Source organism: Pseudomonas germanica, assembly GCF_019614655.1.
Taxonomy (GTDB): domain Bacteria; phylum Pseudomonadota; class Gammaproteobacteria; order Pseudomonadales; family Pseudomonadaceae; genus Aquipseudomonas; species Aquipseudomonas neuropathica.
On the sequence record NZ_CP071586.1, the window covers coordinates 285,902 to 312,628 of the forward strand.

General features: G+C 57.1%; 24 protein-coding genes and 1 pseudogene. 12 read left to right on the forward strand and 13 right to left on the reverse strand.

Annotated features, from left to right (window positions below; translation table 11 throughout):
• Positions 1-32 precede the first annotated feature (32 nt).
• Complete coding sequence (gene katE, locus J0G10_RS01290; RefSeq protein ID WP_220558822.1) at positions 33-2,174, reverse strand: catalase HPII; 2,142 nt, start codon at positions 2,172-2,174, stop codon at positions 33-35.
• A gap of 260 nt (positions 2,175-2,434) precedes the next feature.
• On the opposite strand from katE, the gene J0G10_RS01295 reads away from it, so the two are divergent.
• The 3 genes from J0G10_RS01295 (at position 2,435) to J0G10_RS01305 (ending at position 4,963) form a co-directional block, all read left to right on the forward strand.
• Complete coding sequence (locus J0G10_RS01295) at positions 2,435-3,442, forward strand: methionine ABC transporter ATP-binding protein (protein WP_095049536.1); 1,008 nt, start codon at positions 2,435-2,437, stop codon at positions 3,440-3,442.
• Positions 3,442-4,116: a methionine ABC transporter permease gene (locus tag J0G10_RS01300; protein ID WP_016986455.1), complete on the forward strand. Its 675-nt coding sequence runs from the start codon at positions 3,442-3,444 to the stop codon at positions 4,114-4,116. Before J0G10_RS01295 ends, J0G10_RS01300 begins: the two co-directional genes overlap by 1 nt.
• 76 nt (positions 4,117-4,192) lie before the next feature.
• Positions 4,193-4,963, forward strand: a complete 771-nt coding sequence (locus J0G10_RS01305) for a MetQ/NlpA family ABC transporter substrate-binding protein (protein WP_095125096.1) — start codon at positions 4,193-4,195, stop codon at positions 4,961-4,963.
• A 252-nt stretch (positions 4,964-5,215) separates the two neighbouring features.
• Here J0G10_RS01305 and J0G10_RS01310 read toward each other — a convergent pair whose 3' ends face one another.
• From J0G10_RS01310 to J0G10_RS01330, 5 genes are read right to left on the reverse strand one after another with little or no spacing between them, the layout of a single operon-like run.
• The gene (locus tag J0G10_RS01310; RefSeq protein WP_008081211.1) at positions 5,216-5,851 is read right to left on the reverse strand and encodes an SCO family protein; all 636 of its coding nucleotides are present in this window, start codon (positions 5,849-5,851) and stop codon (positions 5,216-5,218) included.
• Positions 5,848-6,747: a heme o synthase gene (gene cyoE, locus J0G10_RS01315; RefSeq protein WP_077575206.1), complete on the reverse strand. Its 900-nt coding sequence runs from the start codon at positions 6,745-6,747 to the stop codon at positions 5,848-5,850. The genes J0G10_RS01310 and cyoE overlap by 4 nt, the downstream gene beginning before the upstream one ends.
• Positions 6,735-7,814, reverse strand: coding sequence for a COX15/CtaA family protein (locus J0G10_RS01320; protein WP_095113101.1), 1,080 nt, complete (start codon positions 7,812-7,814; stop codon positions 6,735-6,737). The genes cyoE and J0G10_RS01320 overlap by 13 nt, the downstream gene beginning before the upstream one ends.
• A gap of 10 nt (positions 7,815-7,824) precedes the next feature.
• The gene (locus J0G10_RS01325) at positions 7,825-8,418 is read right to left on the reverse strand and encodes a hypothetical protein (RefSeq protein WP_095125097.1); all 594 of its coding nucleotides are present in this window, start codon (positions 8,416-8,418) and stop codon (positions 7,825-7,827) included.
• On the reverse strand, positions 8,384-9,124 hold the full coding sequence (locus J0G10_RS01330) for an SURF1 family protein (RefSeq protein WP_220557239.1): 741 nt from the start codon (positions 9,122-9,124) through the stop codon (positions 8,384-8,386). Before J0G10_RS01330 ends, J0G10_RS01325 begins: the two co-directional genes overlap by 35 nt.
• Before the next feature lie 71 nt (positions 9,125-9,195).
• Between J0G10_RS01330 and J0G10_RS01335 the strand changes: the two genes are divergently transcribed.
• A complete protein-coding gene (locus tag J0G10_RS01335) occupies positions 9,196-9,399 on the forward strand; it encodes a twin transmembrane helix small protein (RefSeq protein ID WP_007911731.1) in 204 nt (67 codons plus the stop codon).
• A 9-nt stretch (positions 9,400-9,408) separates the two neighbouring features.
• Here J0G10_RS01335 and J0G10_RS01340 read toward each other — a convergent pair whose 3' ends face one another.
• The 4 genes from J0G10_RS01340 to coxB all read right to left on the reverse strand — a co-directional run bounded on the left by J0G10_RS01340 (position 9,409) and on the right by coxB (position 13,796).
• Positions 9,409-10,296 (reverse strand): cytochrome c oxidase subunit 3, encoded by an 888-nt coding sequence (locus J0G10_RS01340; RefSeq protein ID WP_095049532.1) that lies wholly within the window; start codon positions 10,294-10,296, stop codon positions 9,409-9,411.
• A 25-nt stretch (positions 10,297-10,321) separates the two neighbouring features.
• On the reverse strand, positions 10,322-10,873 hold the full coding sequence (locus tag J0G10_RS01345) for a cytochrome c oxidase assembly protein (protein ID WP_053125438.1): 552 nt from the start codon (positions 10,871-10,873) through the stop codon (positions 10,322-10,324).
• A 126-nt stretch (positions 10,874-10,999) separates the two neighbouring features.
• Entirely contained in the window at positions 11,000-12,586 is a 1,587-nt protein-coding gene (gene ctaD / locus J0G10_RS01350; protein ID WP_007911725.1) for a cytochrome c oxidase subunit I, read from the reverse strand.
• Positions 12,587-12,668: 82 nt separating this feature from the next.
• Positions 12,669-13,796 (reverse strand): cytochrome c oxidase subunit II, encoded by a 1,128-nt coding sequence (coxB, locus tag J0G10_RS01355; protein ID WP_095049531.1) that lies wholly within the window; start codon positions 13,794-13,796, stop codon positions 12,669-12,671.
• Positions 13,797-14,165: 369 nt separating this feature from the next.
• Here coxB and J0G10_RS01360 point away from each other — a divergent pair, with 369 nt between their 5' ends.
• The gene (locus tag J0G10_RS01360; protein ID WP_095049530.1) at positions 14,166-14,816 is read left to right on the forward strand and encodes a hypothetical protein; all 651 of its coding nucleotides are present in this window, start codon (positions 14,166-14,168) and stop codon (positions 14,814-14,816) included.
• 123 nt (positions 14,817-14,939) lie between these two features.
• Here the strand turns inward: J0G10_RS01360 and J0G10_RS01365 are convergent, their stop codons facing one another.
• The 3 genes and pseudogenes from J0G10_RS01365 to J0G10_RS01375 all read right to left on the reverse strand — a co-directional run.
• The gene (locus J0G10_RS01365) at positions 14,940-16,466 is read right to left on the reverse strand and encodes a SulP family inorganic anion transporter (protein ID WP_095049529.1); all 1,527 of its coding nucleotides are present in this window, start codon (positions 16,464-16,466) and stop codon (positions 14,940-14,942) included.
• A gap of 90 nt (positions 16,467-16,556) precedes the next feature.
• Positions 16,557-17,285: a carbonic anhydrase gene (locus tag J0G10_RS01370; protein ID WP_064116616.1), complete on the reverse strand. Its 729-nt coding sequence runs from the start codon at positions 17,283-17,285 to the stop codon at positions 16,557-16,559.
• A gap of 238 nt (positions 17,286-17,523) precedes the next feature.
• A pseudogene (locus tag J0G10_RS01375) lies at positions 17,524-18,363 on the reverse strand (PA0069 family radical SAM protein); the annotation flags it as partial.
• Between the two features lie 54 nt (positions 18,364-18,417).
• On the opposite strand from J0G10_RS01375, the gene J0G10_RS01380 reads away from it, so the two are divergent.
• From J0G10_RS01380 to J0G10_RS01410, 7 genes are all read left to right on the forward strand, one after another.
• On the forward strand, positions 18,418-20,097 hold the full coding sequence (locus tag J0G10_RS01380; protein WP_245398066.1) for a recombinase family protein: 1,680 nt from the start codon (positions 18,418-18,420) through the stop codon (positions 20,095-20,097).
• A 733-nt stretch (positions 20,098-20,830) separates the two neighbouring features.
• Positions 20,831-21,547, forward strand: coding sequence for a hypothetical protein (locus J0G10_RS01385; RefSeq protein WP_220557241.1), 717 nt, complete (start codon positions 20,831-20,833; stop codon positions 21,545-21,547).
• Entirely contained in the window at positions 21,544-21,807 is a 264-nt protein-coding gene (locus J0G10_RS01390; protein ID WP_220557242.1) for a hypothetical protein, read from the forward strand. The genes J0G10_RS01385 and J0G10_RS01390 overlap by 4 nt, the downstream gene beginning before the upstream one ends.
• Before the next feature lie 376 nt (positions 21,808-22,183).
• A complete protein-coding gene (locus tag J0G10_RS01395) occupies positions 22,184-24,451 on the forward strand; it encodes a hypothetical protein (protein WP_220557243.1) in 2,268 nt (755 codons plus the stop codon).
• The gene (locus tag J0G10_RS01400) at positions 24,451-24,696 is read left to right on the forward strand and encodes a hypothetical protein (RefSeq protein WP_220557244.1); all 246 of its coding nucleotides are present in this window, start codon (positions 24,451-24,453) and stop codon (positions 24,694-24,696) included. Before J0G10_RS01395 ends, J0G10_RS01400 begins: the two co-directional genes overlap by 1 nt.
• A gap of 383 nt (positions 24,697-25,079) precedes the next feature.
• The gene (locus J0G10_RS01405; protein WP_220557245.1) at positions 25,080-25,718 is read left to right on the forward strand and encodes a hypothetical protein; all 639 of its coding nucleotides are present in this window, start codon (positions 25,080-25,082) and stop codon (positions 25,716-25,718) included.
• A 571-nt stretch (positions 25,719-26,289) separates the two neighbouring features.
• Positions 26,290-26,679 (forward strand): hypothetical protein, encoded by a 390-nt coding sequence (locus J0G10_RS01410; protein WP_220557246.1) that lies wholly within the window; start codon positions 26,290-26,292, stop codon positions 26,677-26,679.
• The last annotated feature ends 48 nt before the right edge of the window (positions 26,680-26,727 follow it).

The window sequence follows — 26,727 nt, forward strand, 5'->3', positions numbered from 1 at the left end:
TCGCGAAAGCGGTCTTTCTATTCCCGAAGATCTTAAGCCGGAATGGCTTTCGCCTTAGGCTCCCGCGCCCAAACCCGATGCTGCCCGATCGCCGCAAAGAACGGCTTGGTCAACGCTGGCACATCCTTGCCCTGCAGCAATCCGTCATCCGCCTCCAGTTTCAGCAGATCCTGCAATTGCTTGGCCTCGCCGTGCAACGCAATCGCCTTCAGATGCTTGTACGCCTCCAGCAGGTAGTGCAGCGCCACGCCATCACCGCTCAACGCCTTCACCGACGCCGCGCCACCCGGCACGAACACCGCGTCAAAAATCACCGACGGCATGCCTTCCATCGAAGCATCTACTGGCAACATTTTGCCGTCAGCGGTCTTCACCGGCGCTGAAGTTGCGCCGAGTAACTTGGCATGCGCACCTTCAGCCGCCAGAGCCTTCTTCATCGCATCAATCGCTGCACCATCGACGCCATTCGCGGCAAGAATCGCCACTTTTCGCGTCTTGATGTTTTCCGGCAACAGGTTGGCCTGACTCAATGACGGCGAATGATCGAAAGAGGTTTTACGAGCCTCGACCGTGCCTTTGCCTGGTGCCGGCAGACCTAGATTGGCCGCAACGCGCTTGGCCAGTTCGAGGTCAATGTTGGCCAGAATCTCGTTCACTTCCCGCGCACGGATGAACTCGCGCTCAACCTTGCCCAGCTCGAAGCTGTAAGCGGCAATGATGTGCTCCTTCTCGTGATCGCTCATGCTGTTGAAGAACAAGGTCGCCTGAGAGAAGTGATCGCTGAACGACTCGCTGCGCTGGCGGATCTTGATCGCATCAATGCGCTCTGGATAACTTTCGAAACCACCGTCCTGCGCGGCCGGAGGGGTTTCTTTCGGCCAGCCGCCATCAATCGAGTTCGGCTCATACGAGGCGCGGCCCTTGTCGATCACCGTGCGGTGCTGCGCATCACGCTGGCCATTGTGGAACGGCGCAACCGGCCGGTTGATCGGCAACTCGTGAAAATTCGGCCCACCGAGTCGGCTGATTTGCGTGTCGGTGTAGGAAAACAGCCGACCTTGCAGCAGCGGGTCATTGGAGAAGTCGATGCCCGGCACGATGTGGCCAGGGCAGAACGCGACCTGCTCGGTCTCGGCAAAGAAGTTGTCCGGGTTGCGGTTCAGCGTCATCTTGCCCAGCGGCGTGATCGGCACGATTTCTTCGGGGATCAGCTTGGTCGGGTCGAGGATATCGAAGTCGAAGTCGTGCTCGTTTTCCTCCTCGATGATCTGTACGCCGAGTTCCCATTCCGGGTAATCGCCCATTTCGATCGCTTCCCAGAGGTCGCGACGGTGGTAGTCGGTGTCTTTACCGGCAAGCTTCTGCGCCTCGTCCCACACCAGCGAACAAGTGCCGGCGGTAGGGCGCCAGTGGAATTTGACAAAGCGCGATTTGCCCTCCGCGTTGATCAGACGGAAGGTGTGCACGCCGAAGCCCTGCATGCTGCGCAGGCTTTTCGGGATCGCCCGGTCAGACATCGCCCAGATGACCATGTGCGCCGATTCCGGCACCAGCGAAACGAAATCCCAGAAGGTATCGTGAGCTGAGCCACCGGTTGGGATTTCATTGTGCGGTTCGGGTTTCACCGCGTGGACGAAGTCGGGAAACTTGATCGCGTCCTGAATAAAGAACACCGGCATGTTGTTGCCGACCAGGTCGAAGTTGCCTTCATCGGTGAAGAACTTCACCGCGAAACCGCGTACGTCACGCACGGTGTCGCCGGAACCGCGTGGGCCCTGAACCGTGGAAAAGCGCACGAACACTGGAGTCTTCTTGCCCGGATCTTGTAGGAAACCGGCCTTGGTCAGCGTCGAATGGTTCTCGTAGGCCTGAAAGAAACCATGCGCGCCGGTGCCGCGCGCATGGACGATGCGTTCCGGGATCCGCTCATGGTCAAAATGCGTGATCTTTTCCCGCATGATGAAGTCTTCAAGCAGCGACGGTCCACGAGGGCCGGCCTTGAGGGTGTTCTGGTTGTCAGCGATCTTCACACCTTGGTTGGTGCGCAGGGCCTGGCCGGTGGCGTCGGAGCGAAACTTTTCCAGGCTGTCGAGTTTGGCGTTGGTGTTGGCGCGATCCGGGGCATCGGTTCCGGCCATCTGGCTTTTATCGGTCGTAGGCTTCTTGCTCATCAGTCGTAAACTCCTCGGTTGACCCCGATGCTGGCCGGGGACTCTTGAGTGGTTCCCGGGCACGGCACCCAGGGTTTTCAAGTCGCTTACTTAGTGACTGATGGGCTGCTTTGGACGTTCCTTTTTTATGACCTTTGATCTTGTTATTGCCAAATCGAAGGTTAATTGCGAAATAAATGCTAAGAACCTCTATACGGACAGGCTAAAATGCGCGCCCGGCTAACCGCTGATCCTTTTCTAACGCGCCCCACAAGGTTCGCTACGTGATCGAGTTTCAAAACGTCCACAAGACTTACCGCGTCGCCGGTAAGGACATTCCCGCGCTGCACCCGACCAGTCTCTCTATCGAGAACGGGCAGGTGTTCGGCCTCATCGGCCATTCCGGCGCGGGCAAAAGTACCCTGCTGCGTCTGATCAATCGCCTGGAGAACTCCAGTGGCGGCAAGATCATCGTCGACGGCGAAGAAGTCACCGCGCTCGACGCCAAAGGCCTGCGCCGTTTCCGCCAGCAAGTCGGGATGATCTTCCAGCACTTCAACCTGCTTGCCTCCAAGACCGTGGCCGACAACGTTGCGTTGCCGCTGACCCTGGCCGGCGAACTGTCGGGCAGCGAAATCGACAAGCGTGTTGCCGAATTGCTGGCGCGCGTCGGTCTGTCCGACCACGCCAAGAAGTACCCGGCGCAATTGTCCGGCGGTCAGAAGCAGCGCGTCGGCATCGCCCGCGCCCTGGCGACCAAGCCGAAGATTCTGCTGTGCGACGAGGCCACCAGTGCCCTCGACCCGCAGACCACCGCGTCGGTCCTGCAACTGCTGGCCGAGATCAACCGCGAACTGAAACTGACCATCGTCCTGATCACCCACGAGATGGACGTGATACGTCGCGTCTGCGATCAAGTGGCGGTGATGGACGCTGGCGTGATCGTCGAGCAAGGTTCGGTGGCCGATGTGTTCCTGCATCCAAAACACCCGACCACCAAGCGTTTTGTGCAGGAAAGCGAGCAGATCGACGAAAGCGAGCAGCGTGATGACTTCGCTCACGTGCCGGGCCGCATCGTGCGTCTGACCTTCCAGGGCGAAGCGACCTACGCGCCGTTGCTTGGCACCGTCGCCCGGGAAACCGGCGTCGACTACAGCATCCTCGCCGGTCGTATCGACCGCATCAAAGACATTCCGTACGGGCAATTGACCCTCGCCGTCACCGGTGGCGACATGGAAGCGGCGTTCGCCCGCTTCACCGCCGCTGACGTTCACATGGAGGTATTGCGCTAATGGAAGACCTGATCAGTTTCTTCACCAATATCGACTGGTACGAAATCTGGCTGGCAACCGGCGATACGATGCTGATGCTCGGTGGTTCGCTGCTGTTCACCGTATTGCTCGGCCTGCCGCTGGGCGTGTTGCTGTTTCTGTGCAGCCCGCGTCAGTTGCTGGAAAACCGTGGCCTCTACGCGTTCATGTCGCTGGCGGTGAACATCCTGCGTTCGCTGCCGTTCATCATTCTGTTGATCGTTATGATCCCGTTCACCGTGCTGATCACCGGCACGTCGCTGGGCGTGGCCGGTGCGATTCCGCCACTGGTGGTCGGTGCCACACCGTTCTTCGCACGTCTGGTGGAAACCGCGCTGCGTGAAGTCGATCGCGGGATCATCGAAGCGACCCAGTCGATGGGCGCGACCACGCGGCAGATCATCATGAACGCTTTGCTGCCGGAAGCCCGCCCGGGCATCTTCGCGGCGATTACGGTGACGGCGATTACACTGGTGTCCTACACGGCAATGGCCGGTGTGGTCGGTGCCGGTGGTCTCGGCGACCTGGCGATCCGTTTCGGTTACCAGCGTTTCCAGACAGACGTGATGATCGTCACCGTGGTGTTGCTGTTGATTCTGGTGCAAGTGCTGCAGATGGTCGGTGATCGACTGGTCGTGCATTTCTCGCGCAAATAAGCAGTTTTGTATTGAACAGATGAGCCGGCCATTCGCTGGCAGGCGCCAGACGGGCGCCTCATAAGGAGTTAGCTGAATGAAAAAACTGATCGCTGCTTTTGCTGCCGTTGCAGCATTCTCGGCCCACGCCGAAACCCTGACCGTTGCCGCCACTCCGGTGCCGCACGCAGAAATCCTCGAGTTCGTGAAGCCGGCGCTAGCCAAAGAAGGCGTGGAGCTGAAGGTCAAGGTCTTTACCGACTACATTCAGCCGAACGTACAGGTCGCGGAAAAGCGTCTGGACGCCAACTTCTTCCAGCACCAGCCGTATCTCGATGAGTTCAACAAGGCCAAGGGCACTAGTCTGGTTGCCGTGACCGGTGTGCACCTGGAGCCGCTGGGCGCTTACTCGAGCAAGCTCAAGGACCTGAAGGATCTGCCAAGCGGCGCCAACGTGGTGATCCCGAACGACGCCACCAACGGCGGCCGCGCGCTGTTGCTGCTGGCCAAGGCTGGCGTGATCACTTTGAAGGATCCGACCAACATCCTGTCGACCGTCAAAGACATTGCGACAAACCCGAAAGACCTGAAAATCCGTGAACTGGAAGCCGCGACCATCCCGCGCGTGCTGACCCAGGTCGATCTGGCGCTGATCAACACCAACTACGCGCTGGAAGCCAAGCTCGATCCGTCCAAGGATGCGCTGGTGATCGAAGGTAACGACTCGCCGTACGTGAACATCCTCGTGTCCCGCGCGGACAATAAGGACAGCGACGCGATGAAGAAACTCGCTGCTGCGCTGCACAGCCCGGAAGTGAAGAAATTCATTACCGAGAAGTACAAGGGTGCGGTATTGCCGGCGTTCTGATTCAGGAATGCTGCAACGAAAAGGGGACGCCATGCGCGTCCCCTTTTTTGTGTCTTGTGCTTGGCTTTGGACCTGCTGTGAAGCTTCCCCTCACCCCAGCCCTCTCCCGAGGGAGAGGGGGCCTATCTTCAAGCTTTTCGAGCCTGAGTTCGACTCACAATTGCAGGTCGGCGCAACTCGAACAAACACCTCGGTCAGTTCCCTCTCCCTCTGGGAGAGGGCTAGGGTGAGGGGCTTTTCGCTCTTCAGCTTTTATTTGCGGTTAAGCATCACCGGCAGCTGCGCAACCAGTTTGGCATTATTCAACGGCGCCCGAATAAACCCCCGCTGCGTCCCGTCCGGGCCGATCACCGCGAGATTACCGCTGTGATCCACCGTGTAATTCGGCTTACTGGTATCCGCCGGAATAAACGGAATACTCACCGCGTTCGCCACCTTCTGCAGCTCTTCGATCGAAGTCGGCGTCAGGCCAATGAACTGCGGATCAAAATAGCCTAGGTACTGCTTCAACTGCTTGGGGTTATCGCGGTTCGGATCAACGCTGACCAGCACGATCTGCAACTTATCCACAGCGTCTTTCGGCAGCTCACTCTTGATCTGCCGCAGCTGCGCCAACGTTGTCGGGCAGATGTCCGGGCAGAACGTGTAGCCGAAGAACAGCAGGCTCCACTTGCCTTTCAACTCGTTGATCGCCACCGGTTTGCCGTCCTGATCGGTCATCGTCACATCCGGCAGATTGCGGCTCTGCGGCAGCAGGATAATGCCGGCGTCGATCAGCGCAGTCGGGTCGCCCTGGCCCTTGCCGCTCAGTACTTTGTTGACGGTAAGTCCCAGGATCAGCGCGATCACGGCGACGAGGATGAAGACGGTTTTCTGGGTTCGAGTCATAGGTTCAACAGTAAGTAGTGGTCTACGAGCAGGGCAATGAACAGCAGAAACAAGTACCAAATAGAGTACTTGAAGGTGTTGATCGCCGCGTGCGGCCGAGTGCCACGGTACAGCACCACGGCCCATTGCAGAAACCTTGCGCCGAGGGCGAGGGCGCAAATCAGGTAGAGCATGCCGCTCATGTGAATCACGTAAGGCAGCAGACTTACCGCCAGCAGCGCAAAGGTGTACAGCAGAATGTGTACTTTGGTGTAGTGCTCGCCGTGGGTGACCGGCAGCATCGGGATGTCGGCCTTGGCGTATTCCTCTTTGCGATGGATCGCCAGCGCCCAGAAGTGCGGCGGCGTCCAGGCGAAGATGATCAGCACCAGCAACAACGGTTCGGCACTGACGTGGCCGGTGGCAGCCGTCCAGCCGAGCAGCGGTGGCGCGGCGCCGGCGAGGCCACCGATAACGATGTTCTGTGGCGTCGCGCGTTTGAGGAAACCGGTGTAGATCACTGCGTAACCGAGCAGCGAAGCCAGGGTCAGCCAAGCCGTCAGCGGGTTGGTGAAGGTCAGCAACAAGGCCTGCCCGAGCAGCGCCAGCACCAGTGCAAAGGTCAGCGCCGCCGCGGGCGACACCCGGCCTTCCGCCAATGGCCGTTTGTGTGTGCGCGCCATCACCGCATCGATGCGCCGATCGACCACATGGTTGACCGCCGCCGCGCCACCGGCACACAACGCAATGCCCAGATTACCGAACACCAGTACCGTCCACGGCACCCCGGCGCGGGTCGCGAGGAACATGCCGACCAGCGAGGTGATCAGCATCAGCACCACGACTTTCGGTTTGGTCAGCTCCAGATAATCACGCCAGATCGCCTGATGCGGGCGCTCGCCAATCAGAATCGCCACGGTGTTTCTCCTTTTATGGTGATGGGCGCGGCCGCGTGTTTGCGCGGGCTCAGACGCCAGCGTGCGAGCACCGGTTGTTTGACCCGAACCAGACTGGTGCGCGCGTGGTAATTGACCAGCACCATGGTCAGCAACAGCGCCGCACCGCCAGCGTTATGCGCGACCGCCACTGGCAGCGGCAGATGGAACAAGACATTGCTGATGCCGAGGGTGATCTGCGCCGCGAGGGCAATCAACACAAGACCGGCCAACCGCGTCATGCCAACCACTTTCAGTTGCCAAGCGAGACCGAGCAGCACCAGCGTCACCAGCAGCGCGCCGATACGATGAGTCAGGTGAATCGCCGTGCGTGCATCGCTGTCGAGTTGCCCACCCAGATAATTCGGGCCGATGTGCTGGGTCAGGTGAAAACCGTTGGCGAAATCCGCCGGTGGCAACCATTGCCCGTGGCAGGTCGGGAAATCAATGCAGGCCACCGCCGCGTAGTTGGAACTGACCCAGCCACCCAGCGCAATCTGGCCGATCACCAACAACAATCCCGCCGTCGCCCAATACTGCAAACGCTTGGGCACGGTCAGCGCCGGCAGCACACCGGACAATCGCAACGTCAGTAAAAACAGCAGACTCAGCGTCGCAAAGCCTCCGAGCAAATGCCCGGTGACCACCTGCGGCCAGAGCTTGAGCGTCACCGTCCACATGCCGAACGCCGCTTGCGCGAACACTACGGCCAGCAGGAACAGCGGCAACTTCAACGGCTGCCCCGGATGACGACGGTTAACCCACGCGCGTCCGGCCAGAATCGAAATAAGCAGGCCGAGGGTACCGGCGAAATAGCGGTGGATCATCTCGTTCCAGCCCTTGTGCGCCTCCACTGGCGAGTCGGGGTAATGCAGTTCGGCATGGGCCAGTTGGGCTTCGCTTTTCGGCACGCTGATAAACCCGTAGCAGCCCGGCCAGTCCGGACAGCCGAGGCCGGCGTGGGTCAGGCGCGTGTAGGCGCCGAGCAGCACCACAATAAGTGCCAGCAGGGTGGCAAACAGCGCGAGGCGAAATCCAGGTTTGGCCATGACGATGCCCTTATCCGATGTTCGACAGTTTCAGCAGGTGCCGCAGGTCGTTGAGCAGATCCTTGCCTTTTACATTCGGCTCGTAACGCAGTACGAGATTGCCGTGAGGGTCGATGATCCACAGTTGCGGCGTGGCTTTGTCGCCGGTTGTCTTGCTGAACACACCGGCGTCCAGCGGGTAGCGTTGCAGTTGCGGATATTCGCGGGTCAGCTTGGCGTCGTAATCAGCGCTCACCGGTTGCGCAGCAGCAAGGGCGTGGCTTGCGCGGCCGGCATCGCGACCGAGGCCGATCTGGATCTGCCGCGCCAGATACACCAGTTGCTGGCAGTCCACCGCGCAGTCTTTCGGTGCGGTGACCAGTATCTGCCAGCGCTCTTCCTCCGCTTGCACGCCGAGGTCGGCGCGGGTCTGGCCGTTGCCGATCAGTTCGCCGTGATAGCTGCGACCTTCTGGCACCCAGAACTGCAATTTGTACATGCCGGTGGCGAGCACCATCGGCCCGATCACGCCAAGCACAATCAGCAATAACTGAATGCGCCCGCGACGACGGGTGGCGGCAGGCTTCGCCTCAGACATGCTGGGTGGATTCATGGCCGTTCCCATGGTGGTTCTCCTTTGCGTTGTGCAAGCCCAAATAGACGTAGAGGCCGAGCAGGGCGGTGGCCATGGCGAACCACTGCAAGGCGTAACCGAGGTGTTTTTCCGGGCCCATGGCGACCACCGGCCAATCGGCCTCGTAGCTGGCCGGGCCGGGTTCGGCGCGTAATTCGTAGGTGAAGCCGTCGCGCTCAAGGGTTTTCCACAGCTTGACGGGTTCGACGGCAGTGATGGTTTGCGGCCAGGTGCTGCTGACCGGGTCGGCGTGCAACTGAAAAGTGGCGCCAGGGGCGACGTAGACCCAGGCATCGACATTCAACGCTTCACTGGGCGTAGTGAATTGTGGCGGCACGCGGCGATCCGGCCACGGCAGCCAGCCGCGATTGACCAGCAGCCACAATCCGGTGCGTTGATCCTGAAAGGGTTGCAGCAACTCGACGCCGACCTTGCCGTTACGCTGGCGGTTATCCAGCAGCAAACTGTGCGCAGCATCGAACTGACCGTGCAGATGCACGCGGCGATAAGCCGGATCAGCGCTATTGAGCAGTTCGCTGCTGGCCATCGGTTCGGCAGCGCGGCGTTCCGCGTAACTGGCGAGCAGGGCGGTTTTCTCGGCACCCCGACTCAATTGCCAGAAGCCCAGCGACACCAGCAGCGGCAGCAACAACGCCACCACCACGGTCGGTATCACGCCCGGGCGAAAGCGCTTCATGGTTGCGCCACAAAGTCAGTCGTCGCGATCGCTATACTCAACTGCATCGCCTGTCCCCCGGAGTTCTTCCCATGCTCAAAACAGCCATCGTCCTGATGCTGATTGCCACGGTGATCAGCCTGTTCAGCGGCCTGTTTTTCCTGGTCAAGGACGACAGCAGTTCCAATCGCCTGGTCATCGCCTTGAGTGTTCGGGTGGCATTGGCCGCCGCCACCGTCGGCTTGATCGCCTGGGGCTTTTACAGCGGCCAACTGGTGTCGCATGCGCCTTGGTAGCTCTGGTCCTCAGAGCACGTAAACGAAGATAAAGAGCCCGATCCACACCACGTCGACGAAGTGCCAATACCAGCTCGCCGCTTCGAAACCGAACTGGTGCTCGTTGTCGAAGTGGCCCTTCATGATGCGCATCAGCATCACAAACAGAATGATCGTGCCGATGGTCACGTGGGCGCCGTGGAAACCGGTGAGCATGAAGAACGTCGCGCCATAAATGCCCGAACCGAGGGTCAGGCCCAGTTCGTGATAGGCGTGAATGTATTCCTCAGCCTGGAAGCCGAGAAACGCGCAGCCGAGCAGCACGGTGATCGCCAGCCAGATTTTCAGTGCGCCGCGATGGCCCTTCTTCAAGGCATGGTGAGCGATGGTGATGGTCACACTGGAGCTGACCAGCAGGATCGTGTTGATCAGCGGCAGGCCCCACGGGCTGATGACGTCCTTGGGCGGCGGGAACAGTTTCGGATCCGGCGTGTGCAGCAGCGGCCAGGTGAACTGGAAGTTCGGCCAGAGCATGTGCGCGATGCCTTTGGTGCCTTCACCGCCGAGTGCTGGTCCGGAAACGTGCCGCACATAAAACAGCGCGCCGAAGAAGGCAGCGAAGAACATCACCTCGGAGAAGATGAACCAACTCATGCCCCAGCGAAACGAGCGATCCAGCTGCGCGCTGTAAAGCCCCGCGCGGCTTTCCTTGATCACCGCCCCGAACCAGCCGAACAGCATGTACGCCAGCAACAGGCTGCCGACGAAAAAGATGTACGGGCCGTGGGATTCCGGGCGCGTCGCCTTCAGATCGTTGAACCAGACGGCCAGACCATAAACGGTGATGGCCATGCCGAAGGTGGCAATGATCGGCCATTTGCTTTGGGGCGGAACGTAATAATGCTCATGAGTTGCCATTTATTGTTCTCCTTATCGGGCACGCTCAACCGCCAGTGTTTACAGCCACCGGCGGATGTCGGGCGGTGATATCGAACAGCGTGTAGGACAGCGTCAGGTGCTTCACATCCTTGGGCATGTCGCGGTCAACAATGAAGCGCACTGGCATCTCGATCTGCTGACCGGGCTGCAGCACCTGCTGGGTAAAGCAAAAGCATTCGGTCTTGTGGAAATACGCCGCCGCGTTGCTCGGCGCGATGCTCGGCACGGCTTGCGCACTCATCGGTTTGTCGGTGGGGTTGCGCGCGATGAAGATCATCTCGTTGACCGCGCCGGGGTTGGCGGTGAGTTCGTCATGCTTGGGGTAGAAATCCCACGGCATGTCGACGTTATTGGTCGACAGAAACTGCACACGGACCTGGCGGGAAGTGTCGACCACCTGCTCACCCTCGTACTGCCCACCGGTCTTGCCATTGATGCCGAAGGCTTTGCACATCACGTCATAGATCGGCACCAGGGCAAATCCGAACACAAACATCGCCACCACCACGCCGAGCAGGCGGGTGACGAGTTTTTTCATCGAGATCGAATCAGCCATGGTTCATGCCTCTCATCAGATCCCTTGTGGGAGCGAGCCTGCTCGCGAAGCAGACAACTCGGTGCATCAGATGAACCGCGTCATCGTTCTTCGCGAGCAGGCTCGCTCCCACAGGGAGATCTGTGTTCATTTCACTTCCGGCGGTGTGGTGAAGGTGTGATACGGCGCCGGTGACGGCACGCTCCACTCCAGACCTTCCGCACCATCCCAAGGCTTGGCCGGTGCTGGCGGACCGCCGCGAATGGTCTTGATCACAATGAACAGGAAGAAAATCTGCGTCGCGCCGAACATGAACGCGCCAATCGAGGAGACCATGTTGAAGTCGGCGAACTGCAGGTTGTAGTCCGGAATCCGTCGCGGCATTCCCGCAAGCCCGACGAAGTGCATCGGGAAGAAGGTCAGGTTCATGCCGACGAACGACAGCCAGAAATGCAGCTTGCCGAGGGTTTCGTCGTACATGTGGCCGGTCCATTTCGGCAGCCAGTAGTAGGTCGAGGCGAAGATCCCGAAGATCGCCCCCGGCACCAGCACGTAGTGGAAGTGCGCGACCACAAAGTAGGTGTCCTGGTACTGGAAGTCTGCCGGGGCGATGGCCAGCATCAGTCCGGAGAAACCGCCGATGGAAAACAGGATCACGAACGCCACCGCGAACAGCATCGGCGTTTCGAAGGTCAGCGAGCCTTGCCACATGGTGCTGGCCCAGTTGAACACCTTCACCCCGGTCGGCACCGCGATCAGCAGCGTGGCGTACATGAAGAACAGCTCGCCCACCAACGGAATGCCGACCACGAACATGTGGTGCGCCCAGACGATGAACGACAGGAAGGCGATGCTCGCCGTCGCGTAGACCATCGAGGTGTAGCCGAACAGCGGCTTGCGCGAGAAGGTCGGGATGATCGAGCTGACGGCGCCGAAGGCCGGCAGGATCATGATGTACACCTCGGGATGCCCGAAGAACCAGAACACATGCTGGAACAACACCGGGTCACCGCCACCGGCAGCACTGAAGAAACTGGTGCCGAAGTGGATGTCCATCAGCATCATCGTCACGCACCCGGCCAGCACCGGCATCACCGCGATCAGCAGGAACGCGGTGATCAGCCAGGTCCAGACGAACAGCGGCATTTTCATCAGCGTCATGCCGGGAGCGCGCAGGTTGAGGATGGTCGCGACCACGTTGATCGCGCCCATGATCGAACTGATCCCCATCAAGTGGATGGCGAAGATGAAGAAGGTCACGCTTTCCGGTGCATAAGTCGTCGACAGCGGCGCATAGAACGTCCAGCCGAAGTTCGGCCCGCCACCCGGGGTGAACAGGGTCGACACCAGGATCAGGAACGCCGCCGGCAGCAGCCAGAAGCTGAAGTTGTTCATCCGTGGCAGGGCCATGTCCGGCGCGCCGATCATCAACGGGATCATCCAGTTGGCGAGGCCGACGAAGGCCGGCATCACCGCACCGAAGACCATCACCAGACCGTGCATGGTGGTCATCTGGTTGAAGAACGCCGGTTCGACGATCTGCAGCCCTGGCTGGAACAGTTCGGCGCGAATCACCATCGCGAACGTACCGCCGAGCAGGAACATGGAGAACGCAAACCACAGGTACAGCGTGCCGATGTCCTTGTGGTTGGTGGTCAGCACCCAGCGCATCAGGCCTTTGGCGGGGCCGTGGGCGTGGTCGGCATGACCGTGGTCATCGATGACAGCGCTCATGGCCGGTCTCCTTTACGTGAGTGGATGGGGCGGGCCGGGGCGCGCTGCCCCGGCCGGTTCACGAGGTACGCGATAGACCGGCTCATTTGCTTTCCGCCTGTTTCAGCTCCAGCACTTCTTTTGGCGTGACCATGTCGCCCTTGTTGTTGCCCCAGGCGTTACGTTCGTAGGTCACGACCGCTGCGATATCGACTTCCGACAGTTGCTTGCCGAACGCCGCCATGGCGGTGCCGGGTTTGCCGTGGAAGACAATGCTCAAGTGATCCTTGATCGGGCCGGTGGCAATTTTCGAGCCCTTGAGCGCCGGGAACATCGGCGGCAGGCCTTGGCCTTCGGCCTGGTGACAGGCAACGCAGGTGGTGTGGTAGACCTTGTCGCCGCGCTCCTTGAGTTCGTCGAGGGTCCATTCCTTGCTGGTCAGCTCTTTAAGCTGCGCGGCCTCGGCTTTGCGCTCGGCGAGCCACTTGTCGTAGTCGGCCTTGTCCTTGACCTCGACCACGATCGGCATGAAGCCGTGATCCTTGCCGCACAGTTCGGCGCACTGGCCACGGTAAATGCCGGGCTTGTCGATGCGCGTCCACGCCTCGTTGACGAATCCCGGGATCGCATCGCGTTTCACCGCGAAGGCCGGCACCCACCAGGAGTGAATGACGTCGGCGGAAGTCACGAGGAAGCGCACTTTGGCGCCGGTCGGCAGCACCAACGGCTTGTCGACCTCGAGCAAGTAATGCTCGCTCTTGGTTTCCTTGTTGTGGATCTGCTCGGCGGGGGTGGCCAGGTTGCTGAAGAACTCGACGTCCTGGCCCAGGTATTTGTAGTGCCACTTCCACTGGTAACCGGTGATCTGGATATCGATATCCGGCTCACTGGTGTCGTACATCTTGATCAAGGTGGCGGTCGCCGGTACGGCCATCGCCACCAGAATCAGGAACGGTACGACGGTCCAGAGAATTTCGACGGTAGTGCTTTCGTGGAATTTTGCGGCGACCTGCCCGGTAGAACGGCGGTGCACCATCATCGACCAGAACATGGCGCCGAAGACGATGATCCCGATCACCACACAGATCCAGAAAATGGTCATGTGCAGGTCGAATACTGCGTGACTGATTTCAGTCGCTCCAGGCGCCATATTCACAGTCCAGGCAGCGTGTGCCGGACTGAAAATCGACCACAACAGGAGGCCCATCCAGACGTGTGGATGTCGCATCATTGCGGGTTCCCCTTATCGTTCTTGTTATCCCGCCGGCTTTCGCCTGCGGCAAGGGAGCGGCTGCATCAGACTACGAACTTGAATCGCCGGGCCTTGCTGCGGGTGCAGTCGGGCGTCATCAGCTAACTCCATTCAATGGCGAGTATAGACAGCGACGGGAAATTGCAATGTGCGCACGTAAATCAGCTGAAACAGCTGGCACTTGCGTTCAAGGGCACGAATGGAGAAGGATGCAGACGAGTGGTGGCAAACCGATATAACGCAGGTGCATCAAGGATGAAATAATTATGACAAATGCGTCTTAGCATTTTTCGTAAGCCAGCTAAGTTATGTCTTCCCTATTTCATTGCCTTGTTTCCTGGAGTTTTCATGAACACCGCCGCATTGCGCGAGCAGATCCAAAAAGCCCAACAACACGAAAAAGAAACCGGCCTGCTGACCCGTCAGCTGGAAAGCAAGCTGCCTCATTTACACCCGGCGATCCAATTGCCGGAAGCCGACGCCAACGGTGTGCTGACGCGTTTTGTCGCCGCCTACATTGATGAAGTGCCAGACCTGCTGGATGCAGCCAATGAAGTTGCCAGGGAAGCGGGAATCGAATCGCAGATCAAACCGGTGCTGAAAATCGCCGAGCAGTATTTCCTCCAGCCGCCAGCCATCATGGCCGGGCACGTTGGCCTGGACAGCCTGCTCGACGAAGCCTATCTGGCGCACCGTTTTGTTGAAGAGGTCAACGACCTGTACATCAAGCATTTCGGCCAGCCACTGATCCCCTTGGACATGACGGTCGCCAACTTGATTGCTCACCAATTGATCGGTGAGGAATTTGCCAACCAACTGGACGAAGCGGTGCATCACGCCATCGACGAGATGCTCAACGACGAGAGTTTTGCCTTGGAGTCGGTAGAAGCCTACCGCGGCAAACTCAGCAGCCCGGACACCGGCGCCGCGTGGAAACGCTGGCCATGCATGAGCCGACGCCTGGGTGTGGGCCTGGAACTGGACCAGCCTGCTGCCTGAGTTCACACGATCCAATGTAGGAGCTGCCGCAGGCTGCGATCTTTTGATCTTGATTGTTAAAAACAACATCAAAAGATCGCAGCCTGCGGCAGCTCCTACAGGGGTTGAGTTCAACCAGCAAATTTAGCCGGCAGCGCCGATCCCGGTAGTTGTGCGAATCCGTCCCTCAAGCCTGCGCTTCAACCCGCGCGACTCAATCAACAGCTTCGAGCCCTTCGCCGCATTCGCCCGGCCCCACTCCTCCAGCAACTCCAGACACGAATGGTCGATGTAGCTCAGGTTATTGAGCGGCACATGCACCGTGGTGCCTTGCGGAATACTGCCCAGCACTTGCGTCAACGCCGGCACTTTGAGGAATGTCGCCGCGCCGACCAGACGCAACTCCATCTCGCCGTCCTGCGGCAGATCGATCAGGCTGATCTTCAATCGCGAAGCCTTGAACGCCAGTTTCAACATCGTCAGACCGAAACCGATCAACACCCCGGTCAGCAGGTCAGTGAAGATTATCGACAGCGCCGTCGCCGCATAGGTGAACATCGGCATCCGCCCATAACGACCCAGACCTCGAAACGCTTTGAGATCGACCAGTTTGAACCCGGTGTACACCAGCACACCCGCCAGACTCGCCACCGGAATGCTTTGCAGCACACTCGACAGCAACAGCACGAACGCCAGCAGCCACAGACCATGGAAGATCGTCGAGTAACGCGTGGTCGCACCAGCCTGTACGTTGGCCGAACTGCGCACGATCACCCCGGTCATCGGCAGCGCGCCGAGCAGACCGCAGAGCATGTTGCCGACACCTTGCGCCGACAGCTCACGGTCGAAGTCCGAACGCACGCCGCTGTGCATGCGATCCACCGCAGCGGCGGACAACAAGGTTTCGGCGCTGGCGATAAACGCCACGGCGAACGCGGCGATCAGCAGCGTCGGGTCGGCCAGGCTGAGCAGGTCCGCCGGTTTCAGCCAATCAATGGCTTCGGCCAGATTCGCCGGTACTTCAACACGTTTGACCTGCAACGCCAGCAGCAGACTGGCAGCTGTCGCCAGACCCACGCCGAGCAATGCACCGGGCACGAAACGTAGAGAATGCGGGCGAAATTTTTCCCATAGCCACATCACCGCAATCGTCGACAGCCCGAGGAGTCCGGCCTGCCAGCCGAACGACGGCAAGGCTTGCGCCACGGCTGCCGGGAATGCCGTGAGGTTGTCCAGTCCAGACGGTTTTGGTGAGGCATCGAGCATCACATGCACCTGCGATAGCACGATCAATACGCCAATCCCCGCCAGCATCCCGTAAACCACCGCTGGCGCCGTAACCCGAAACCAGCAACCGAGTTTCAAGCGCCCGGCCACCAGTTGCAGGAAACCGGCGAGCAGCAGAATCGGCCCTAGCATTTCAATGCCGTGCTGGCGCACCAGTTCAAACACCAACACCGCCAGACCCGCCGCCGGCCCGCTGACCTGCAACGGCGAACCCGCCAGCCAGCCAACCACCAGACCGCCGATGATCCCGGTGATCAGACCTTTGGCCGGTGGCAATCCTGACGCAATCGCGATACCCATGCACAGCGGCAACGCGACCAGAAACACAACCACTGAAGCGAGCAACTCCCGTGGCAACACCGCTTTCAATTGAGCCGCACGCATGGCGATTCTCCCGAAGTTTTCTTCAGGCATGGCTTCGCCGAACCGCTGAAACAGCGGCCGGCGTCAAACCACACAGATGTTTAGGAAGATTTAGAAGCGCGCTTTGGGCGTCGCCACCGGAATCGGATGGCTACCATCGAGCGGCAGGAAACGTCCCTGATCCGCGTCGTAAGCTTTAATTTCGCTGGTTTCGATGTTGTAGACCCAGCCATGGATGAACAGATGACCGTTCGCCATGCGCGAGGCTACCGAAGGATGGGTACGCAAGTGCTGCAATTGGGCGATGACGTTTTCCTCGGTGAGGATCGGCATGCTTTCTTTTTCGTCTGCGCAGTGACAGTTGTCGTGCACCATGGTTTTCGCGACTTCAGCGTGGCGCAGCCAGGCTTTGACTGTCGGCATCTTTTCCAGGCTGTCCGGATTGAGCACCGCACGCATGGCGCCGCAATCGGAGTGGCCGCAGATGATGATGTGCTGCACGCCAAGCGCCAGTACCGCGTATTCGATCGCGGTGGATACGCCGCCGTTCATCTGGCCGTAAGGCGGGACAACGTTGCCGACGTTACGGGTCACGAACAGATCGCCCGGCGAGCTCTGGGTGATCAGCTCAGGGACGATGCGCGAGTCGGCGCAGGTGATGAACATCGCCTTTGGCGCTTGGGCCGTGGCGAGTTTCTTGAAGAGTTCTTCCTGCTGGGGAAAGACCTCATGATGAAAATGCAAAAAGCCGTCTACGATCTGTCGCAGCGCTGCATCGGCGGATTCCGCTTCAGGGGTTTGCGCCGACGCAGCCAACGGCTGTTTATCCTTGTCACTCATGATTCATCCTCTTTGGCGGATTAGGGGAGTCGTTCCCATGTATTCCGGTATGAAGCCAGTGGCTGTTTAAAACATCCGGGTCATCCCGACCCGTCAGTCACTCGATGAACAAGGTAGCCGCCGAAACTTAACTCAAACTGAATCAAACGCTCTAGCACGTGTGTTCCAGGTCACAAAAAACGTGACTGAGTGATTTCGGCGGAAGGATTCCAACCCCTCAACCATAGGCCAATTGTCGCTAAATCAACGACATCTGGCGACCCGGCGGACAGAAGGCAGTGCAATCGAGGTTGTAGCTTTCGCGGTGATTGATGCCCAGACGCTTGATGGCTTTGGCAAATCGTTGCGCGAGCAGGTCGGCGAACACCCCTTCGCCGCGCATGCGTGCGCCGAAACGGCTGTCGTAGAGCTCGCCGCCACGGCTCTGGCGGATCAGGCTCAGCACATGCGCGGCGCGTTGCGGATAGTGCGCCTGAAGCCATTCTTCGAACAGCGGCGCCACTTCCAGCGGCAGACGCAGCATCATATAGGCAGCGCTTTGTGCTCCGGCCGCGTGGGCTTCGTTAAGCAGGTTTTCGATCTCGCTGTCGTTGATCATCGGAATCATCGGTGAACACAGCACGCCGACCGGTATGCCTGCTTCGCGCATGACCCGAATGGCGCGCAATCGCGCTTTGGGTGCAGCAGCGCGCGGTTCGAGGATGCGTTTGAGCTCGTCATCGAGCGTGGTCAGGCTGATCATCACCGCGACCAGGCGTTGCTCGGCCAACTCGGTCAGCAGGTCGAGATCGCGCAGAATCAGCGAGCCTTTGGTGACGATGGTCACGGGATGTCGATAGCGCAGAAGCACTTCGAGGGTCTGCCGGGTGATTTTGTGTTCGCGCTCGATCGGCTGATACGGATCGGTGTTGGAGCCCAGGTTGATCGGCGCACATTGATAGCCTTTTTTCCCGAGCTGTTCCTCCAGCACTTGGGCGGCGTTGGTCTTGGCGATCAGCCTGGTTTCGAAGTCCAGCCCTGGCGACATGTCCCAATAAGCGTGGCTGGGCCGTGCGTAGCAATAGATGCAGCTATACTCGCCAATAGGAACCAATGCACGGTGAGTCCAATGTCAGGCAGCGTCTACTCGTACATGAGGTGGTCAACAGACCGCCAATCAGACGGATCTACCGAGGCCCGGCAGCGTGCAGCGCAGGAAGCTTTCTGCAAGCATTACGACATGGCATTGGTCGAGGAAATCGCCGACCCCGGCATGTCCAGCTTTCGAGGGAAGAACGCCCACGAAGGCAAGTTACGTGAATTCATCAACCGTGCAAAACGTGGTGAGATTCCTCCCGGTAGCCTTCTCCTGTTTGAGAACGCCGACCGAATGTCACGGATGCAACTCGCTCACGCCGTACCCCTGTTTTTTGAAATCCTTGGTGCTGGCTTGAGGATCGGTATTGCCGACCGCCTACAGGTGTATACGCCGGGAACACTCGACCTTGGTGGCCTCATGACCATCCTTGTCGATATGGAACGTGCCAACGCCGAGTCGAAACGGAAAAGTGATTTTGGTCGTGCTGGTTGGGCCAAGGCTCATGTACGGATGGAAGCAGGCGAAGTGACTACAGATAAGGTCGCACAGTGGCTTGAGGTTGAGCGTGTAGGCGATGAGCGCCGGTTCAAGGTGAAGGAAGACATAGCCGAACAGATACGGGCCTTGTTCAACGCCTCCCTTCAATACGGTGTGGCTGAGTCGTGCCGAAGGGTAAACGAGCAGTTCGGCTCAAGCTGGAAGGTTCACCAAGTGCAATACCTGCTGAAGAACCGTCGATTGATCGGAGAACACACCATCACCAACTACAGCGAGTCAGCAGGGAAGAACATGCCCTCTGACCGGGTGCTATCCGACTACTACCCGCTGGTCGTGGACAAAAACCTGTTCGCCGAAGTGCAGGCCGTAATCAGCCAGCGTAAACCCTTCGCCGGTAAGCAGGATGCCAGCAATCTCAACATTTATAGAGGCTTGGTGAAGTGTGCAGCCTGTGGCGGAAGCGTCCGGTTCATGTTCAAGACGCAGAAAGAGTACTTCATGTGTACCAACAGCATGAGCGACAGTTGCACCGTGCCGGGAATCCGTAGCGTTCGTGGCGAGCACCTACGCCGCCTCCTGTTCAAGTTTGAGCACTGGGCAGACCTGAGACAGTATTTCATGCAAAACAGTGAAGACCTCAAAACCCTACGCCGTGAGCGTGACGCCTTGCTGGCGCTGGTAGCGAAGATCGCCACCCGAACCACCCAGACACAACAGCGCCTCATGGACGAAGACGACACAGACCGCCAATCGGTGCTGCTGGATATGCTCACCAAGGCGAAGGGAGACGACCGGGACGCACGGGCCAAGCTGGCAGCCACTGAAACGCAATTGGCAGAGCTGGAAGACGCTTTCACCATTGCAGGGTTGGACGTGGGCGACCGTGTTGAGTGGATGCTGAATGACCGTAGCGAAGCCGCTGCACTGGAACGCGCCCGGATCAACCGCTACCTGTCGAACGTCTTTGAGAGGCTGGTGATCGACTTCGACGCCAAGACCCTAACGACCGTGGTGAAACCAGCGCTGAAGGGCAAAGTGACCGAATTCCAAGCCACCATCACCAGCCCACCAGACAGACGATTCACGGCGCTTAAAGGCCCCGTCAGGATCGCAGGGAAGAGTCAGCGTGTACCGGGTGTATCGGATGAGGTGTTCACACCCGATGAACTGGAAGCGCTCAGCGGAACGACGTGGGAGCAGCCTGTACCGCTCGTGCCGACCAAGCCGGGGCATTAAGACGTGAGCCAATAGCGCCGATTAATACGGCAAACAAGCCAAAATAACGATTTCACTTGACTTATAGAAAATGTTGTATTTGACAAAATTGGCTTTTGGGTGTATACTTAGCACGTACAGATGAGGAAACGCAGCGGAAAATCGAACGGTCGTTTGAAAGTATTGTCAGAGTTGGCATAGAAAGTGCTTGCAATTCTGGCGATGTGCTGCTATAATAGTGTCAGGAAGGAGAGGTGTTTTTCTCGTGTCCTGCGACCCTCCAGATTCAACCCAAATTCCAGAACATCCAACCGGGCCAGCCGCCAAGCTGAGTTCGGTTTCGTCGTTTCCGAATCATCCACACCGAACCTGTGTTGCCATAGAGTTCGGTGTGTCGTGTAGGCCAAGGGTTTCTGACGACCCTCTCTGTCGTATAAGCAAGGCGATGGCCGTTTCTTGCTAGACCGGGCTTTGTTAACCCAGTGCGTCGTCCGACAGGGGCGATAGGTCGAGACACTCTGTCAAACTGGCTTCCTCCCCTTGGGAGTGTCAACGCCGAGACAACTCCGGTGAGCCATGAGTTGAGAGGGCGTGTTGGTTAGATCCGCGCCCTCGAACCATATTCGCAATACACTCATGTAACCATTGGAGTGACTAGTTCATTCAATAGCCGGACATCGTTCCGGTTATTTTTTGGCCGATACTCGGTTGCACGGACATTTCAAACATAGCAATCCAACTTCCCGGAGGCCATATGGCAGTAACCGCAGTAAGACCGTGCGTGGTCTGTAACGCACCAATGAACACCCAGAGATCCACTAAGCAAACATGTAGCGACCGCTGCACGAAAGCCCACTACCGCGCCAAACAGCGCCAACAAGCAACACCAACCATAAAAACAGAAGAGGTAACAACCATGAGTACACAAACACCAATGCAGTTTGTCTTTTCCGAAACGGAATACCGAGCACGCTGCCAAAATGAAAAAGCATTCTACGAGAGTCGAATCGAGAAACCATACACAGGCGTTATCGGTGCAATCGTCGAGTTCACTCCTGCCACGTTGGTAGAAGCACTTGAAGTATATCATCAGCACCGTGCAGCTGGTTGGACTCCACTCGATCCAATGTCCGCTCATCCCGGAGCAATGCTAATCGAGAGTGGGCATGCATCGTTCATCACATTGCATCTGAGAAAGCCAGAGCATGAACAAGAGAAGGATCTTGCCAAGATTTGCAAGAAGCTAAAAGCTGATTACGAGTCAGAACTTGAAGCAGCATTGAATGCTGAGATTGATCGTCAAGTTGCGCTGTCACTTGCCAAGGATGAGCGTGATCGTCAGCAGGCCGAACAACAACAACGCTTGAACCGTGAACAAGAAGTTCGTGATGAACTCGCCGCTTCCCGTGCAAAGCTCCGAGATCAACTGATCGAGTCGGGAAAGTTGAACATTGATGGGAGCGCGGCATGACTGATTCCAAGTTAATCGATCCAGCGACACTTAGCGGGACGGAATTGCTACTACGCAAAACTTACTGTCCTGATACGCTCGCTACAAGCCCTGTAGAGGCTCCTGTAGAGGTCGTTACAAAACAAGCTGTAGATGAAGAAGCTTCGGAAGAGGACGTAAACGCATTTAAAGCGGCTCTGGAGCTACTTGCAGCCAGAGATCGTGCCGCGAAAATGATTGAGATGGCTAAACAAGCCCATAAGAACAAAGGAAAGCAATGACAGAAACTGGTACACCGATTCAAGAGCTGAAAAAATCTCCGCAATATCAGTATCACGCAATTTTCGCAGTACACGACGCCGCAGTCATCAGCACTAGGGACTACATGTCACAGTTTGCCGATTTCGCTAATCGTTGGCACGGGCATCAAGTCAAAGTTACATACAAATGGATTCGCCATGAGAGCGGGGCGTTGTTCTTTGCAGTCACTGGAAGTCGTTCCGTCCTGAGTGCATTTGCAGCATACCTCGAACATGTCGGCGTTGCAGATAGGACTCACGTTGAGCATTACGGACATCGACATTCTGAGTTTGACCGAGATGTCGCGCTACTGTTTCACCCTGTTCATGGCCGTCATGGAAGAGGGAGTAGCCGCTCATGAGTGTTCAAGACGAAATTGCACGCCTAACCGGTAAGCTGGTATTCGAAGTCTCAAGTGCGCCGCTGACTAAGTTTCTCGGAATGCTCAAACAGGCCAGCCAGCAAATGCAGAGTGTGGGGCGCCAAGCTGAGCAACTACAAACTCGGTTGAACAAAGCTTTCGGAGTATCCAGCAAGGGCCTGGGATCAGAGCGAATCAAGCTCAATGCCGACATCCGTAGATCATTGGACAAAGAACTCGCCACTGAAACCAAATTGTCCAAGCTCCGCCGTCAACAGTTCCAAACTTCTTTGGCCGAACAGAAGTTAGTCGCTACAGGTGAGCGTCAGCAAGCGTGGCTGCTTACTGACAAGTTGAAAGCACAGTCTCAGAGCGCCGTGTTGGCAAGCAAACAGTACAAGGCTCAACAAGAGGCGCTGAAGGTGGATCTTGGAAGGGCGAGAGTCACGGCTACATCGGAACAGTCAGCCATTCGCCAAGCACGTTTGCAAGACATCCTCCGCCGTCGTCAGGCCGATACGATTCGACTCCAGCAAAAAGCGGCGTCTCATCAGTCTGCACTACAGCGTGCCGAAGCTGCCCTACAGAACGCCCGTGCGAGTGGTGCCCGTGCCGCTGAACGTTACGAAGCTACTAAGGCAGCGACTGCTGTACGTGAAGCCCGAGCAGCGGTTAAGCACGACCAATCAAGCCAGCGATTCGCATTTGCGGCTGAACGCCACGAGGCTTGGAAGGCCCGCCAGAGCGAGCCTAAGCCCTTTAATCTCGGTGGTATGGCTGTTGGGCTATCAGCGGTCACTGCCGCTCTATATGGCGTTGTACGTGGTGTGACTTACTTGGGTGAGCGCATCGCGCAGCGTCAAGAGTCCGCAAGTGGAGCGGAGCAGTTCAATACCGCTCTACAAAGCGCTGGCGGTAAGAATCCAGCCAACCAGAAGTTTGCTCGTGATCAGTTTGTCGATATCTCTAACAAGTACGGGATGGAAGTTTCAGTCGAAACAGCTAAGTCCTTCGCGATGTTCGTCCAAGGACAACTGGCGCTCGGTAAGACGCTTACGCAAGCCACAAAAATGTTCGAGGATCAAAGTGCCGTTTTCCGGGCCGCTTCCCTTGATAAACAGGCTCAGACCCGTGCCGCCTATCAGCTCAATCAGATTCGCGCAAAAGGGCGCCCAGAAGGTAGTGACGTAAATGACCTCGGAGACGCATTGGGTGCCCCAGTGATGGCCGCTATCAGGCAGGCTGCCGCCTCCCGCTTAGGATTCAAAGGCAAGGCGCAAGAGCAGGTCGCTTGGTTTAAGCAGGCTGTAACAGACGCCAAGATTACTGCTGCCGACTTCGATCAGGGTATGACCAACTTCTTGAGTGCTAATGGGGATCTTCTTGCAAGACAGATGAACTCGATTCAAGCAGCTCAGCAGCGCGTCGAGAACCAGACGTATCTAAACGATAACGCAACGAATAGTGATAGCGAATTGAAGCTCGAAGTGCTCGATAGAGTGAAAGCATTGGGGGAGCTTGATCAAGCAATTCAGCCCCTCAAAAAATCCTTTATGGAACTGGATAAGGGTCTCACTTCTTTCAACACGTCGTTGATTCGTATGTTAATCGGACACGATGCAAATGGTAATGCCACGCCAAATGCCATGCAGAAAGATCCGAATGCTCTACCGGGTACAGTGGGTGCAGCACTTGGCCCAAGATTGAAACCAGCATCACCAAATGAACAAGCAAGTTTGGATGATCGTGCAAGACCGGGATTGTTGAATGGTCTTCGTCGTTTGTTCACTGGTGCATCTCTTGCAGATGATCAATCAGCAGCGAAGGACAACAGAGAACGTTGGGCTGGCGGACACATCAACCCAGTTCAGCGCGAGAGTTTCGATGTGTTCCGCATTAACTCTCCAGATCTTGGCAAAGATTCTGAGAATGTGGCTGACGGCAAACTTCGCCAGTTCCGTATGCCCGAACCGCTCACCGCCAAAGACATCATGGTCGCGTCTGAACAACAACGTAAACAAACGTTGCTGCCAAGTGATTGGCTGTTGCCAACTGACCCTAATAGCGGCGTGATCAACAAACCAACTGGAAACGTTGATCAATCAATGCATACAGACATCCAAGTGGACGTGACCGTCAATGCTCTTGATCCGAATGGCAGAGAGCTTGGTAACGCTATCGGTGATGCTGTGTCTGAAAAGGTTGATGAAAAACTTAGCCAAATGTTGAGAACGGCTCGCGCTGCTCAGACTGAGGTCGAATAATGAAGGCAATTATTCAAACAATCATGCTCGCCTGTGTGTTGCAAATCTTCGCAGGGGGCGTATTCACCGTCTACATGCTGGATCGTGCAAATGTCGTCTCGCAAAGTTACACCGACAATGCATTACGACTGCAATACAACCAATTGCAAGTGCAGTTCAGCGACGAGAGAAACGGCATGAAAGAGTATGTTGAAAAGATCGTCGATCTTCGTATCAATCAGAAAATGAGCGGAATCAAACAATGAAACAAATCTTCACTAACGCAGCGGAGGCAATGAAAGTTGCCTTCGAGCTGTCCAAACTACTGAGGCGTCCAGTATGGCGCCATATGGGCGTAGATAAGCGCGGGGCTACAGTCTGGGTCGTCTCATTAGATAGCGATCCCCATAACGCACTACAGGAAGCCTGAGCTATGGTTTGAGCTGGCCCAACTACCAGCACCAAATACAACTTGACAAAACAGGGTCAACTGGCGTATAAAGGCGCTCTTTCCAGCAGTCCGCACCGAACGTTCTCGACCCACCACAGAGTGATGTCAGGCGTCGGTTTCGTGCTGCCTGTAATTTGACCCTACCCAACACCACGAGGCATCTGCCTATGGCATGAACTGAATACAGGAGATATATAAATGGCAGTAAGCAAGGTCACTGACACCACCCGCAAGCAAGCGGTACAAATGCGCTCCGAAGGCGCATCGTACAAAGATATCGCAGCGACTCTTTCTACAGAAGGAGTTACCGAGAACTGGTGCAAGCGGAATCTTGGCACGGTTGCGGTGTTCGATACGCACTACTTCTTGATGGAACAGCTTATTCCACTGGCGACTCGCCCGGAAGGAGTTTCTCGGATGGAATTTCGCACTAAAATCAAAGTCGCCTACGGCATTCCATTTGATGAAGCGATTCCCTCGGCGATTGAAAAGAAAGCCCGCCGTGCGTTGCCCGAGGACGCATTTATCCGCCCGGACTGGATGGAGCCAGAAGCAGCGCGTGCGAGTCAGAATGAAATCCTCCAAGACGCCATCATTCTCTTTGATCGGCTCGATGAAATGGTTGCTGAGTTCTGCGAGAAGTACCCTACTGCCAGCCCTTGGCATGTTCGCCAAGAGATTATTACTCTAGGCCTCGGTGATCACCCCGCTGGGCCTATGGTTCAAGGCAAGAGGATGCTGGATGCAGTTGACACGATGGAAGGAAGAGTGACACAGAGAGCGGCGGAGGAATTTTCTTTTCCGAATGACGATCAGCTCAGTGAGCTGTGCATCTGAACTTTCTGTCTGTATAGATTATTCAAAGGTTCAGTTGTTCACTCAGAGGTGAGTTCTGACTTGTGAACTTTATGTCCGTAGAATACTACCTAGGTTCAGTTGTTCACTTGAATTACGGTCGGATAAGAGATAAAAGCGAACGTCAGTGCGGAGCACTACAGTTTAAACGCACTGATGGACAATAGTCGCATCGTCCCGATTCAGGATCAGCCCACCGTCCAATACACCAATATCAACACACATCAAAGCTCTTCGCTTTTGATCTGCTACACCGAAGGTGACGTGCAATGACTGTCAGCGTCCGCTGATGGGTTACTACTGAATGCATCCGCATTCGTTTATGCACCGAAGCAAAATGCAAGATCAAAGGCAAGAGCTGGATTTTTGTTTATTTGTATTTGTGTCGAGGTACACCCGAAGGGTAGTCGGCGGTCACGCCGTAGCTGGATCAAGATGAAAGCTAAACGCTTTCGGTGCGACCATCTTATGGCGAGGCTAGTGTGTTTCGTCTGCTACAGTCGGTGAGACTAGCAATGTTTCACCTCCCCTCAGAACACAGCGAGAATGGCTCATGTCGCTAAAGTTTACCGTTTTGCTAATGTCATTGATCGCAGTGCCTTTCACGGCTCAAGCTCAGATGAAGCTAACTTCAGGTTACATCCTCATTCTTTACGAGAATGCAGACTTCGATCTGGCCAATGCAAAGGGATGTAGCCGTCCTGACCTCTATCAAGATTTCACAGTCGCTCTAGAAGATGCTCTACAGCACATCCCCAATGTGAAGCACGATAAAATCCCAGCGTTGATGCGAAATCTGAAAGCCGAAACCGAAGACACCTACAACGTCTTGGGATTTGAGAATCCAGCTCATCAAGCAGAACAGCAGGCTAGCTGTCCCGAGAACATAAAGAACCTCACCGAACGCCTTGCAGACCTAAATCGCTGGGTGCTGGAAAGCTGACTAGGTGCCATGGGGTGCTAGTCCCAGCCCGGTGCTACGCTTCTGCTC

Excerpts from the sequence above, each read along its gene's own strand:
- J0G10_RS01405 (WP_220557245.1), top strand. The coding sequence starts at position 25,080 with ATGGCAGTAAGCAAGGTCACTGACACCACCCGCAAGCAAGCGGTACAA.
- J0G10_RS01360 (WP_095049530.1), top strand. The coding sequence starts at position 14,166 with ATGAACACCGCCGCATTGCGCGAGCAGATCCAAAAAGCCCAACAACAC.
- J0G10_RS01330 (WP_220557239.1), bottom strand. The coding sequence starts at position 9,124 with ATGAAGCGCTTTCGCCCGGGCGTGATACCGACCGTGGTGGTGGCGTTG.
- J0G10_RS01305 (WP_095125096.1), top strand. The coding sequence starts at position 4,193 with ATGAAAAAACTGATCGCTGCTTTTGCTGCCGTTGCAGCATTCTCGGCC.
- coxB (WP_095049531.1), bottom strand. The coding sequence starts at position 13,796 with ATGATGCGACATCCACACGTCTGGATGGGCCTCCTGTTGTGGTCGATT.
- J0G10_RS01300 (WP_016986455.1), top strand. The coding sequence starts at position 3,442 with ATGGAAGACCTGATCAGTTTCTTCACCAATATCGACTGGTACGAAATC.
- J0G10_RS01365 (WP_095049529.1), bottom strand. The coding sequence starts at position 16,466 with ATGCGTGCGGCTCAATTGAAAGCGGTGTTGCCACGGGAGTTGCTCGCT.
- J0G10_RS01410 (WP_220557246.1), top strand. The coding sequence starts at position 26,290 with ATGTCGCTAAAGTTTACCGTTTTGCTAATGTCATTGATCGCAGTGCCT.
- J0G10_RS01400 (WP_220557244.1), top strand. The coding sequence starts at position 24,451 with ATGAAGGCAATTATTCAAACAATCATGCTCGCCTGTGTGTTGCAAATC.
- J0G10_RS01345 (WP_053125438.1), bottom strand. The coding sequence starts at position 10,873 with ATGGCTGATTCGATCTCGATGAAAAAACTCGTCACCCGCCTGCTCGGC.
- J0G10_RS01385 (WP_220557241.1), top strand. The coding sequence starts at position 20,831 with ATGGCAGTAACCGCAGTAAGACCGTGCGTGGTCTGTAACGCACCAATG.
- J0G10_RS01320 (WP_095113101.1), bottom strand. The coding sequence starts at position 7,814 with ATGGCCAAACCTGGATTTCGCCTCGCGCTGTTTGCCACCCTGCTGGCA.
- J0G10_RS01390 (WP_220557242.1), top strand. The coding sequence starts at position 21,544 with ATGACTGATTCCAAGTTAATCGATCCAGCGACACTTAGCGGGACGGAA.
- J0G10_RS01310 (WP_008081211.1), bottom strand. The coding sequence starts at position 5,851 with ATGACTCGAACCCAGAAAACCGTCTTCATCCTCGTCGCCGTGATCGCG.
- J0G10_RS01340 (WP_095049532.1), bottom strand. The coding sequence starts at position 10,296 with ATGGCAACTCATGAGCATTATTACGTTCCGCCCCAAAGCAAATGGCCG.
- J0G10_RS01370 (WP_064116616.1), bottom strand. The coding sequence starts at position 17,285 with ATGAGTGACAAGGATAAACAGCCGTTGGCTGCGTCGGCGCAAACCCCT.
- J0G10_RS01395 (WP_220557243.1), top strand. The coding sequence starts at position 22,184 with ATGAGTGTTCAAGACGAAATTGCACGCCTAACCGGTAAGCTGGTATTC.
- J0G10_RS01380 (WP_245398066.1), top strand. The coding sequence starts at position 18,418 with ATGAGGTGGTCAACAGACCGCCAATCAGACGGATCTACCGAGGCCCGG.
- ctaD (WP_007911725.1), bottom strand. The coding sequence starts at position 12,586 with ATGAGCGCTGTCATCGATGACCACGGTCATGCCGACCACGCCCACGGC.
- J0G10_RS01335 (WP_007911731.1), top strand. The coding sequence starts at position 9,196 with ATGCTCAAAACAGCCATCGTCCTGATGCTGATTGCCACGGTGATCAGC.
- J0G10_RS01325 (WP_095125097.1), bottom strand. The coding sequence starts at position 8,418 with ATGGGAACGGCCATGAATCCACCCAGCATGTCTGAGGCGAAGCCTGCC.